Annotated in this window: 12 protein-coding genes and 1 pseudogene; 7 read left to right on the top strand and 6 right to left on the bottom strand. The window is 70.5% G+C overall.

Annotated elements, in window-relative coordinates; translation table 11 throughout:
- Window positions 1-253: 253 nt before the first annotated feature.
- The gene (locus ACIQGV_RS36135) at window positions 254-979 is read left to right on the top strand and encodes a DUF2625 family protein (RefSeq protein WP_402502808.1); all 726 of its coding nucleotides are present in this window, start codon (window positions 254-256) and stop codon (window positions 977-979) included.
- A 237-nt stretch (window positions 980-1,216) separates the two neighbouring features.
- On the opposite strand, the gene ACIQGV_RS36130 is transcribed toward ACIQGV_RS36135, so the two are convergent.
- The 3 genes from ACIQGV_RS36130 to ACIQGV_RS36120 form a co-directional block, all read right to left on the bottom strand.
- Window positions 1,217-1,594: a DUF6009 family protein gene (locus ACIQGV_RS36130; RefSeq protein WP_402502806.1), complete on the bottom strand. Its 378-nt coding sequence runs from the start codon at window positions 1,592-1,594 to the stop codon at window positions 1,217-1,219.
- 208 nt (window positions 1,595-1,802) lie between these two features.
- Window positions 1,803-3,341, bottom strand: a complete 1,539-nt coding sequence (locus ACIQGV_RS36125; RefSeq protein WP_402502804.1) for a phage/plasmid primase, P4 family — start codon at window positions 3,339-3,341, stop codon at window positions 1,803-1,805.
- On the bottom strand, window positions 3,338-4,396 hold the full coding sequence (locus ACIQGV_RS36120) for a bifunctional DNA primase/polymerase (protein WP_402502801.1): 1,059 nt from the start codon (window positions 4,394-4,396) through the stop codon (window positions 3,338-3,340). The genes ACIQGV_RS36125 and ACIQGV_RS36120 overlap by 4 nt, the downstream gene beginning before the upstream one ends.
- 972 nt (window positions 4,397-5,368) lie before the next feature.
- On the opposite strand from ACIQGV_RS36120, the gene ACIQGV_RS36115 reads away from it, so the two are divergent.
- On the top strand, window positions 5,369-5,548 hold the full coding sequence (locus tag ACIQGV_RS36115; protein WP_402502798.1) for a DUF6461 domain-containing protein: 180 nt from the start codon (window positions 5,369-5,371) through the stop codon (window positions 5,546-5,548).
- 57 nt (window positions 5,549-5,605) lie between these two features.
- Here the strand turns inward: ACIQGV_RS36115 and ACIQGV_RS36110 are convergent, their stop codons facing one another.
- Window positions 5,606-6,694, bottom strand: a complete 1,089-nt coding sequence (locus ACIQGV_RS36110; RefSeq protein ID WP_402502796.1) for a barstar family protein — start codon at window positions 6,692-6,694, stop codon at window positions 5,606-5,608.
- Window positions 6,695-6,760: 66 nt separating this feature from the next.
- Window positions 6,761-7,303 (bottom strand): hypothetical protein, encoded by a 543-nt coding sequence (locus ACIQGV_RS36105; protein ID WP_402502794.1) that lies wholly within the window; start codon window positions 7,301-7,303, stop codon window positions 6,761-6,763.
- 559 nt (window positions 7,304-7,862) lie between these two features.
- Between ACIQGV_RS36105 and ACIQGV_RS36100 the strand changes: the two genes are divergently transcribed.
- The 3 genes and pseudogenes from ACIQGV_RS36100 to ACIQGV_RS36090 all read left to right on the top strand — a co-directional run bounded on the left by ACIQGV_RS36100 (window position 7,863) and on the right by ACIQGV_RS36090 (window position 9,036).
- The gene (locus ACIQGV_RS36100) at window positions 7,863-8,045 is read left to right on the top strand and encodes a hypothetical protein (RefSeq protein ID WP_402502907.1); all 183 of its coding nucleotides are present in this window, start codon (window positions 7,863-7,865) and stop codon (window positions 8,043-8,045) included.
- Window positions 8,011-8,532: pseudogene (locus tag ACIQGV_RS36095) on the top strand (sigma-70 family RNA polymerase sigma factor); the annotation flags it as partial. The gene ACIQGV_RS36100 and the pseudogene ACIQGV_RS36095, both read left to right, overlap by 35 nt.
- 183 nt (window positions 8,533-8,715) lie before the next feature.
- Window positions 8,716-9,036: an ATP/GTP-binding protein gene (locus ACIQGV_RS36090; protein WP_402502905.1), complete on the top strand. Its 321-nt coding sequence runs from the start codon at window positions 8,716-8,718 to the stop codon at window positions 9,034-9,036.
- An 85-nt stretch (window positions 9,037-9,121) separates the two neighbouring features.
- On the opposite strand, the gene ACIQGV_RS36085 is transcribed toward ACIQGV_RS36090, so the two are convergent.
- Window positions 9,122-9,769, bottom strand: coding sequence for an HAD family hydrolase (locus ACIQGV_RS36085; protein ID WP_402502792.1), 648 nt, complete (start codon window positions 9,767-9,769; stop codon window positions 9,122-9,124).
- Between the two features lie 152 nt (window positions 9,770-9,921).
- Between ACIQGV_RS36085 and ACIQGV_RS36080 the strand changes: the two genes are divergently transcribed.
- Complete coding sequence (locus ACIQGV_RS36080; RefSeq protein WP_402502911.1) at window positions 9,922-10,101, top strand: hypothetical protein; 180 nt, start codon at window positions 9,922-9,924, stop codon at window positions 10,099-10,101.
- Entirely contained in the window at window positions 10,094-10,936 is an 843-nt protein-coding gene (locus ACIQGV_RS36075; RefSeq protein WP_402502790.1) for an RNA polymerase sigma factor, read from the top strand. Before ACIQGV_RS36080 ends, ACIQGV_RS36075 begins: the two co-directional genes overlap by 8 nt.
- The last annotated feature ends 29 nt before the right edge of the window (window positions 10,937-10,965 follow it).

The following is a 10,965-nucleotide window of genomic DNA, read 5'->3' as shown; positions in this document are numbered from 1 at the left end:
CGACGTACCAGCAGTTCGAAGACCGCGGCTTCGGCCGGCACAGCCTCTGCCCGACGCGGGGCGGGACAGCGATGCAGAGCGGAGAAGGGGAGGGCAGGGGAGGGGAGGAGGGGAACGGGGGAGAACGGGTACCGGCCTGTTGTCCGCGGCAGCACGCTCCACAGGCCCCAGCGGCTGCCGCCGAAAGTTCCGCGTCCCGGACGTGATGCCGCCCGAGAGACGGGGCGATGAGGAAGGGTGCGACCATCCTCAGATGCGAGAGATCGACGAGTTGGTCCATGTGGAGGACCCTGCGTGGCCGGAGCTTCGGGAAATGCTTTCGGCGAGCCCCGTACCCGTTCGGATGCTGCCCGCCGACGTCGACGAGGGTCGTCGGTGCCTTCTGCAGATGCAGGTCACGGCGCGATCGGCACTGGGGGCTCTGGCGTTGAACACCGGCGGACTGCTCGTGGACAACGGGTGGGTGCGCGTGTTCGGCGGTGGTTCGGTCACGGGGGCGGGGCTCCCGAGTCTGGCGCAGGTCAACCGTTTTCCCGCGGACTTCGATCCGCTCTGGCGTCCCACGAGCGGCCTTGTCGTCGGCCACGACGTCGTCGGTGGGGTCTTCGCGTTGAACGGTGGCGATCCTGCGGCCATGGGCCGCCCCGGGGCACCTGGGCAGATGACGTACTTCGCTCCCGACACCCTGGAGTGGGAGGCGATGGAGACGGGCCACTCCGGGTGGCTCTCCTGGTTGCTCTCGGGCGGTTCGAAGACGTTCTACGACGGGCTGCGATGGCCGGGCTGGCAGGAGGAGACCTCGGCCTTGGCCTTCTCGCAGGGGATCTCCGTGTATCCGTTCCTGTGGTCGAAGGAGGCACATGCCGACCTCGCGGCGACGAGTCGGCAGTCTGTGCCGATGCGCGAGGTCATCGGGGTCTCCGCGGACTTCGCCCGGCAGATGGGACCGTCCGATCCTGGATTCCTCGGCGACGTGTGACCGAAAGTCCTGGCCTCGGGCGACGAGTGACCGCACATGGGCGAGCGCGCCGATCAAGAGGTGGGGGAACACCTCCACCAGGCCGGTCGGGCGTCCATCCTGGAAGAGCAGGCTGATCAGGCCGTGACCACGGGCCCTGCCGGTCGCCGGGTGACCGGCGACCCGGAAACCTCGATCCTGCCCGCCCGCCCCACCTCACCGGCGTCGGCTCCGAGGAAACGGTGCGCTGCGGCGTTTCTACGTCTGGGCTATGGCGGCTGATCTGTGCTGGGAGCGGGGTGTCTTGGCTCCGGGCTGTTTCGGTTCGATGGTGCGGGGGTCGACGGCTTCGCCCGGGGCGCCCTGGTGGTAGACGCCGTCGGGGTCGCTGTCGCGGTCGTGGGGGAGGAGGAAGAACACGCGCCGCTTGTAGAGCCCGCTGTCGGGGTCGGGTTCCGCCTGGTCATCGAGGACGACGTAGCCGACCATGCGGCCGTCGCGGAGGTAGGGCGGTTTGGTGTTGCGGCGGCGGGTCTTGTCCAGGGCCTGGCGGACGTAGTCGAGTCTGTCGAGGTCCTCCAGCCACACCACCTTCTCCTCGTGGAGGAGGTCGCTCTCCGTAAGTAGCGAGCTCATGGCTGCAGCCCCTCCTTCTTCTGTCGGCTCCTGCGCTGGGGTGGGGCCTGGCGTGTGCTGGTGGTGCGGTGCCCGGGCCGGAGCCCGGTGCTGTCCGGTCGGGTGCGGGCGGTCGAGTCGGTGACCTCGTACTGCCCATCGTAGAGCGGCCGCAGTGCGCGGGGCAGGGCGCGCGGCCTTGCGGAGTGCCGCGTGCGCCGGGTGCCGGTCATCTGGTCTCCAGCAGGGCGATGCCGGGGTAGTACTTGCGTCCGTTGGATTTGAGCATGTCGGCCGGTGAGGCGAGATTGAGTTCCTGGCGGACACGGATGGCGAAGGCGCGGGGGGTGGCGGCCCGTACGCCCTCACCGGCGTTGCACCAGGCGGTGTACTGCGCGTAGAGCAGGCCCTGCTCTACGCGCAGGTCGGCTGTGGGGTCGGTGTCGTGGGCGCAGCATTCGGCGAGGAAGCGGCCGATGTGGTCCTCGGTGGTGGCGTAGGCGCTGGTGGCCAGGCGGACGCGGTCGGGGCCTTCGAGGGAGTCGTGGGTGGCGAGATAGCGGCCGGCGCCGTCGATGAGCCACTGCAGGATGCCGGGGCCCTCGTCGCGGACGAGTTCGTAGGCGAGGTTGTCGATGCGCCGCTCGTCGGGGACGATCCGGGTGAAGGGGACCAGGCGGATGCGGCGCCAGAAGGCGAAACCGCCGGTGGACACCTCGGGCCGGTGGTTGCCGTGGAGCCAGAGGTGATGGGTGGGCGGGAAGGAGAAGTAGTCCTGCCGCATCCGGCGGGCTTTGATCTTGTCTCCGCCGGTCAGGAGCTTGACGCGTGCCTCGTCGAACTTGTCGTTGGGCTTGAGCTCCGAGCACACCACCAGGCGGCGGCCGTGGAGCTCGGTGAGCTCGGTGGAGTGCTCGCTGTAGGAGCCCCGGTCCATCAGGAAGCCGGGCGGGGCGGCGTCCGCGTAGTCGCCGAGGATCTGGACGACGGTCTCCAGCAGGACCGACTTGCCGTTCCTGCCCTCTCCGTACAGGAAGGGCATGACCTGGGCGCCGACGTCGCCCGTGATCGAGTAGCCGAGCAGCAGGTGCACAAAATCGATCATCTCGCGGCCCTCGGCGTCGTCTCCGAAGGTGTCGTCGAGGAACTGCCGCCACCGGGGGGTGGGCATGGTCTTCGGGGCGACGCTGGCGGCCCGGGAGTGGAAGTCGGTCGTGGGGTCCGCTTTGCGGAGGCTGCCCGTGCGCAGGTCGGCCACGCCCGCCGGGGTGCACAGGGCGTAGGGGTCGCCGTCCAGGACATCGGGGTCGACGGACAGATCCGGGGACGCCTTGGCCTGGGCGAGCAGTGCTGTCATGCCTGCGGTGGACATGGACTTGCGTTTGTGGTGGGCGAGTTCCCGGTTGCTGAAGACGCCCCGCGGGTCGGTGTCGGCGAGGTCCTCGGCCATTTCCCCCGCCGCCCACAGGACGGCTTTCTCCCCTCCGCCGCGTTTCCAGCGGTAGCCGTCCCACACGAACCAGCCGAGACCTTCGACGTGACGGAACTTGTCCCGGTAGAGCTGGATGAACAGGCGGGCGTTGCCGCGCTCGCTCAGCGAAGGCGGCAGCAGACCTGGGTGGGTCCAGCCGGAGGGCGCCGCGGGGGTGAAGGAGAACTGCACGGGCAGCACGGCCGGGGAGCCGTCGGCCGCTTGAAGGTCGAGCATCTGCTGCGCGGCCGCCTGCGGGTCGAACCGCGGGGTGCTCTCGCTGTCGGTGCTGCTCATGAACGTCCTTCAAGGTGGAACGGACGGATGGTCCCGGCGGCCATGCCGTCGTCGACGATCTTCTCGTTGCGTGCGGTCTGCCATGGACGGGCTGTGTTGGCGACGTCCAGGAGCTGCGCGCGGGCTGCCTGGGGGGACAGGTGTCCGGCGGCGGCCAGGCCGCCTGCGGTGTACGCGGCCCGGTTCAGCTTCTCGGTGAAAGCCGTTCCCTGTGACGCGGCCCCGCACCGGGCGACCACGTCGAGCAGGGGGTTGAGGACGTGGTCACCGGCCGGTGCGCCGCGTCCGGGACGGGAGGGCCGCACGACCGGGGCCGGTTGCGGGACCGAGGCCGTTGAGGTGTGTCCGGTGCGCACGAGTTCGTCGTACAGCCAGGCGGGAACCGGTCCGGGCATCCTTGCGGGGCCTTCCGGCTGGTAGGAGCCGTTCTGGGTGCGGGTGGTCGGGGCGACGATGTATCCGCCGTCGGCGCGGACGTCGACCTGCCAGGCGAGCGCCACCTTGGTACTGGAGCCGGTCGAACACCGCAGCCTGGTCTCCGGACGGGGGTTGCTGTACCAGATGTGCAGCCCGCCGGACGGGGTGCGCACGCGCAAGGTGCTCTCGTCGTCCGCGGGGTTCGGCCGGCCCCGGTAGGCGGCGAGCAGCGCGAGGGTGTCGAATCCGGAGGCCAGACCGTCCAGGTTCACCTGGTCGTGGATCGGGATGCCGGGCAGCAGCCTGCTCCGGTCCGGGACCGGAGCGGGGTGGGCGTCGACGTCGATGACCACGAGCCCTGCCGGACCGCACGCGATCCCCACTCCGGCGGCGGGCGTCGCCTCCCACCAGGTGTCGATGAGGGCGGGGCGGGTGGTCGCCGCGTGGAAGCCGTGACAGGGCCTGCCCGCGGGGAGGCAGGGGCACGCGTCCGGGGTGTGCCGGTCCCTGCGGCAGTGGTCGCAGTTCGCGGCAGGCGTCTTGCGGCCCCGGGCCAGAGGGTGGACCGGCCAGCCCTGCGCGGCACACCAGCGGGCCACCTCATGCGGCCGGGCCTGCCTGGGCTCCGAGGCAGTCATCGGCGTCTCGCGCGGCACAGGGGTCCTTCGTCGGGCTCGTCGTCTTCGGTCCCTGCGGGTGTATTGGCGGGCCACCAGCAGGGGCTGACGCTCTTACAGGGACCGAAGGGACTGGGCTTCGGAAGAGAGTGTAGAACCCTGAAGGGCCGGCCGGCCGCAACTTCGCACTGCTGCGTGCCGCCCTATCGGTTTCCCGGTCCCTTCAGTCCCTCAGTCCCTGCCGGGCGGGGCGGGCGGGCTCTTTGCGCCGTCACGCAGCTTTCGCGAGTGGCTGCAGAGAGTGGTGATCCTGAAGAGAGTGCTTGCCCCGGCCTGGCAGGGACCGACAGGGACGGACCGGAGCCCGGAGCCCGACACCTTCAGTCCCTGTATATCACCGCAAGTCAGAGCGATTCCGTGCCAAAAACAGGGACTGAAGGGACTCAACTTCCTAATTATCAGCTACGTAGACACTTCTCTTCGTACGCGCGTGCGACACGAACAATGCTCTATGCGGCTGATAATAGAGAACTTGAGTCCCTTCGGTCCCTGCAAAAGAGGCTGTATGCCCTCTGACCTGCGGTTATGGCTAAGGGACTGAAGAATGGCTCCAGGCACTCCGACCCTCGCTTCGATCCCTGGTCACTCCTTGGTCACTGCCTGACCCTCACAGAACGACCGCCAGTCGGCCTCCGCACGGAGGGACCGAACGACTTCCGTCAGCCTCCAGCAGGAAACAGGGACTGAACCGGCAGGCCTCCCGAGGCTCTGGTCCCCTGCGGAGAATCCCAGGGACCGAACAGCAACAGGGCGCCGCCCGCCCCGGCGTACCAGCTGGGCGGCGCTCTTGTCAGTGGCGGCCGTCAGACTGGGGCGCATGGCTTCGGTGACCGCTCATGACTACGCCTGGATACGTTCTTCTCCCGTGTTCCGCCATGCGCTGGAGGTCGGATACACAGGGACGGCAGCGCTCCTGACGCTCTCAACTCAGTGATGGGTGAGGTCGGTTTCGTCCTCTCGGAGAGCAAGGGGGATTCCAGCGGGCACGTCGACACCAAAGCGGCCGTCCTCGCTCTTGCCGAGCGGCTGACCGGTGTGCGGGTGACGGAGGAACTGCTCCAGAACGCCGAGTACCAGTTCGGTCTGGTCTCGGAGGGGCCCGCGGGGGAGTGAACCGGTGCGGCTGCGCCCCGGCTTGTCGCCCCTGGTGTGAAGAAGCCTGCGGCTCTCTCACGTCAGGGTGACGTGCATGCCGCCCTCGGACAGGGCGTCGAGCACCGCAGCGAAGAGGTCGTAGCGGTGGCCCTCCGGTGTCAGGGCCTGGGACAGATGCTTCCGGGCGGTTGCGGCGTTCCGCCAGAGGAGAACCGCGGGAGCCGTGTAGCCGAAGGTGCCGCGCAGGCAGTCGTCGAGGGCGGACACGCAGCCGCCGAAGTAGCCGCCCGGCCCGTTCACCGCTTCGCCGAGCGCCAGGTGGAGACCTGGTTCGTCGGTGATGTGCCTGCCGTCGAGCTCGTAGGCGTGTCCGGCAGGCCGGTTGTTGTGGGTGCGCAGGCAGCCGCGTGTCCGGACGAGGTCGAGCCATGCAGCGCGGTGCCGTGTGTCGAGGGCTGCCCGGGTGTTCAGGGTGTCCGGCGGGGCGGCGAGCCAACTCTCCCAGAGGGGCCGTGCGTGTTCCGGGAGGAGCGGGAAGGAGTTCCCTTCGAGCTCCAGATCGATCAGGTCCGGCCCGTGGGGAGAGGAGTGCCAGGCACTGACTCTGGCGGCCTGGAACGCGTGTTCGGCTAGGGTCTCGCCTCGGTCGTTCCGTGTCTCCAGGGAGACTTGCCCCAGGTCCAACGCCCGCTGCGTGGCCTTCAGCAGTGCCGCCCGCAGCCGGGCACCTGGAGCGAGCCCCCGTAGGACCAGCGGAGGCGCCGGTCGCTCGGGCGCGAGGATCCGGGTGAACTCCTGGCAGGAGCCCAGCCAGCGGTGTTCGTCGTGGACACGGACGCGGCCCCGGTGGCCTTCGGGCGGACCTTCGTGGTCGTCCAGGCCGGTGAGGACGAGGCTGTCCGTGCCGGGGTGGTGGCCCGGGCACCGCGCGTCCGCCAGCAGCCAGGGGCCGAGTGCCCGGTCGTCCGGGACCAGCCACACCCGGTCACCGGTCCAGCCGTGCACTTCTGCCTGCTGAGCCCAGCCGAACAGTTCGTAGATGCCGTGCTGAGGCTCTCCGAAGAGCCCCTCCACCTCGGCGCAGACACCCCAGGGACGTCCATGTTCCGTTTCCGTGAGCGTGTACCGCCCCGCCGGGGTCCGGTGGTCTTCGGCTTCGTGCACGGGGGAATCACGCCGAGCCCCGGTTTGCCCGCGCGATGTCTTTTCCCTTCCGGCCCGGGGAGCGGGTCAGAGACCTCGGGCGTCCGCGAGACCGGCGGCGTCGGCGACCATGCGGACGGGGATCCGGCTCGTGCCGTGTGCGTCGTTGAAGGACGGTACGGACTCGACGTCGTCGCCGAAACTGCGGCGGACCGCGTCCAGGAGCACGGCAGCGGCGTCGGCTTCCAGGCCGCGGTCGCCGTGGGCCTCCGCCCGGACGGCGCCGAGCATGCAGCGGGCGCCGTCCTCGTCGACCAGGGTGCCGGAGCACCAGCCGCCGGTGAGCAGGCGGTGGTGAGCCCGTTGCAGAAGAGCCGCGACCGGTGTCGGGTACAGGGCGGGCAGCGGCTCGGGGACGGTGCCGGCGGGAACGGTGACGACATCGGCCAGGTCCAGAGGGCCGGTGGGGATGTGAGCGGTGTTGACCTCGTAGGCGACGCCGGCTTCTTCCAGCCGCACGGTCATCACCGCGTCGACGAGGGCCAGACGTTCCTCCAGGGAAAGCTCCGCCGGAGGCGTGACCGACTGGGGGACCGAGGTGCCCTGATCGGAGGCGCGGGTGTGGGGCATGGGAGGTCCCGAGGAAGGAGTGGTTCCGAACGGTAAATATCGTATGAGACTTGAACATATCGGGCATTTTCTGAGGAAGTGGCCACTGGGGCCGACGTGGCCTCCCGCGGGCGTGTCCCTCGTGCAAGGCAGCCCCGCGGACGGAGACGGTCCTGTGAGAGCCGGGGCGGATGCCTGGAGTGCCGAAACGGGTACCGGATGCCGGTGGCCGGGGAACGGGGTGGGTGAGCGCCGCTCCCGGTGCAGTCCTGTTCCGGGCGCGGAAAAGCGCCCGGCCGGAGAATCGTTTCTGGCGAACAATCTGACGGGGGGTCATCCGGGCGGCCCTTGCCCTTCGTGGGGCCCGATGGGGCCCGATGAGGGCGTACGCCGTGGCTGCGCCAGATCTTCGGCCGCTGTCGGGTGGAGCGTCGGCCGCACCCAGCCGACGTCCTGCCCCCGAGAAGTTTTGGGTGGTGTGTAAAGAATCCGGGGGCCGGGCGGCTGTGGGGGTGCGTACGGCCGCTGCTTCACCGTGAAGCACCGACGGGCCGCGGACTGGGAGGGGTTTCCGGTGGAGATGACGGGCATCGGTGTCGCCGTGTTCTTGGTGCTGCTGTTCGCGCCGGGGGTGAGCGGGGTGCTGAAGAGCATCGCGTTCCGTATCCGCGCGGCGGGGAAGGCCGAACTCGTACGGGCCGGACAGGACGCGGACGGCCGCGCACGGGGTGAGCGCAAGGGCATGCGGGGGCGGCGTGGATGAGGAGCGGAGGGTAGGGCGTGCCGAGGCGCTCGCGGTCCTGGTCGCGGAGCGGCAGGGACAGATGGTCGGCTACGCCCGCAAGCGGCTGCGCTGCTCGGGGGTCCCGCCGTCCTCGGCGGAAGCCCGGGACGTCGTGCAGAACGCCCTCACGAGCGTGCTGGCCTGCCCCGAACCGGTCGAGCAACTGCGTCCGTACGTCTTCGCCGCCATCAGGAACGAGGTCCGGCACGCGGTCCGGCGCCACCGCACCGGCCGGGGATACGCGTCCCTGGACGCGGACGTCCGGTTGGAGAGCGGCACCTGCGCGGCCGACCCGTGCGCCGCGGCGGACCTGCGCCTGGACCTCGACGCCGCGATCGACGCCCTGCCGCCCCAGCAGCGCACGGCAGTGCTGCTGCACAAGAAGCTGGGGCTCACCCAGGCGCAGACCGCGAAGGCGATGGGCGCGGCGCCGGGAACGGTGGCCACCCACGTGGCCCGGGCACTCGTCACCCTGCGGATCACCCTGGGCGTGCTGGCTGTGGCGGCCGCCTGTGGCGCGGCGGCGCTGGGGATGCGGTCCGGACTGCTGCCGGTCGGTCCCGCCGCGGGAGGGAAGGCGCTGGAGCGGCTGCTGTACTCGCCGACGGGTGCGGTGGCGGGTGCCGCTGTCGGCGCGGCGCTGGGATGGATGCTGTGGAAGCCGCTCCTCCTGCGACCCGCTCGGTGGGCCGCTTCACAGATCCGCAGCCGGCGGCGGGCCGAGGAGTCGTCGGTGGACTGGCAGGGCGAGAGCTGGACCGTGCGGCGGGTGGCGGGGCCGAGTGCCGGGGACCGGATGTACCGCTGTCCCGGTTGCGACCAGGTGATCGCCTCCGGCGTCGCGCATGTGGTGGCGTGGCCCGCGCACGGCGGCGTCGAGGATCGTCGGCACTGGCACACGGCCTGCTGGAACGCGCGGGACCGTCGCAGCGCACGCGTGAGGCGGCCGAGGTCTGCTCCGGAGGCGTAGGGCCGGGCCGCCGCCGAGACACCGCACGGCGCTACGTCCGGGAACGGTGCTACATCCGGGAACGGTGCTACATCCGGGAATGGTGCTACGTCCGGGAATGGGCGAGCAGGTAGTCGACGGCCTCGGTGACGTCGTCGGCGGTGTGGTGCGGGACGGCGAGTCCGTCGGGCCAGGCGCGGCCGCGGACCCAGATCACGCGCAGGCCCGCGTCGTGGCCTCCGGCGATGTCCGTCTCAGGGTTGTCGCCGGTCATCCAGTCGCCGGAGGTGAGCTGGGTGCCGCACCGGGCGGCGGCGAGTTCGAAGAGTCTTGGGTCGGGCTTTCGGACGTCGATGTCTCCGGAAGCCGCGATTCCGTCGATGAGGTCGGCGAGTCCGGTGGCACGGACCTTGGCGCGCTGGATGTCGCTGGCACCGTTCGTCGCGATGCCGATGCTCCAGCCGGCGTCCTTGAGCCGGGTCAGGCTCTTGATCACGGCGGGGCGGCAGGTGACCGCGGCCGCCATGCGGTCGATGTAGACGCGCCAGAGATGCTCGCTGGTCTCCTTGACCGGGAACGCGACGCGCAGGCGGTCGAAGTACGAACGATCGGCATGGTCGGCGAGCTCGGTCAGCAGCCAGTTCTCGATCTCCGGGCCGTAACCGTGGTCGTGGCTGAGAGTTGCTATGGCGTCCGCGAAGGCGGCGGTTCGGTCGACAAGGGTGCCGTCCAGATCGAAGAGAGCGAGGCGCATGCCTCTGACCATAGCCATGGGCCGACCGCGCTTCTCACCGAAGAATTCTGCGGGCCGTGTAAAGAATCCGGGAGCCGGACGACTGTCGGAGGATGTACGGCCGCTGCTTCACCGTGAGGCGCTCAAGGGGCCGCAGACTGGAGGGGTTTCCGGTGGAGATGACGGGCATCGGCGTGGCCGTGTTCTTGGTGCTGCTGTTCGCGCCGGGGGTGAGCGGGGTGCTGAAGAGCATCGCGTTCCGTATCCGCGCGGCGGGGAAAGCCGAACTCGTACGGGCCGAGCGGGAGACGCGCGGCGGACGGCGTGCGGGGGAGCGGGGGCGGCGTGGATGAGGAGCGGAGGGTAGGGCGTGCCGAGGCGCTCGCGGCCCTGGTCGCGGAGCGGCAGGGACAGATGGTCGGCTACGCCCGCAAGCGGCTGCGCTGCTCGGGGGTCCCGCCGTCCTCGGCGGAAGCCCGGGACGTCGTGCAGAACGCCCTCACGAGCGTGCTGGCCTGCCCCGAACCGGTCGAGCAACTGCGTCCGTACGTCTTCGCGGCCATCAGGAACGAGGTGTCACAGGCTGCCCGGCGTTATCACCGCGCCGGTCAGGCGTACGGGTCCCTGGACGCGGACGTGCGGCTGGAGGCCGACGAACCGGCGGTCGACCCGTGCGGCGCCGCCGAGCTGCGCGTGGTCGTCGGCGCGGCACTGACCGCGCTGCCGCAGCAGCAGCGCACAGCGATGCTGCTGCACAAGGAGCTGGGGCTCACCCAGGCGGAGACCGCCCGGGCGATGGGCGCGGCGCCGGGGACGGTGGCCACGCACGTCTCCCGGGCGATGGTCACGCTGCGCGTCAGCCTCGGCGCCCTGGCTGTGGTGGTGACCGTCGTGACGGCGCTGCGGCTGGGATCCACCGGCGCTCTGCCGAGCGCTCCTGCCGCGGGAGGCGAAGCGGTGAGGCGGCTGCTGTTCTCGCCGGTGGGTGCGGCCGTGGGCGCGATTGTCGGTGCGGTGCTCGGGCGGGTGCTGTGGAAGCCGCTTCTCCTGCGGCCCGTGCAGCGGGCCGCGTCCCGGATCCGCGACCGGTGGGCGACCGGTGTCTCCGGCAGCCCCGTGCCGCACACGCAGCTGGAGGAGACCATGCCGGAGATCTTGGAGGCCGGGTTGATCCACGGGACGCCGTGACACAGGGGTGGCGGATCCGCACGGCAGAT

Source organism: Streptomyces sp. NPDC093094, assembly GCF_044754345.1.
In the GTDB taxonomy this organism is placed as follows: domain Bacteria; phylum Actinomycetota; class Actinomycetes; order Streptomycetales; family Streptomycetaceae; genus Streptomyces.
Note: the sequence above shows the minus strand (reverse complement) of the source record. Positions and strands in the feature narration are given on the sequence as shown.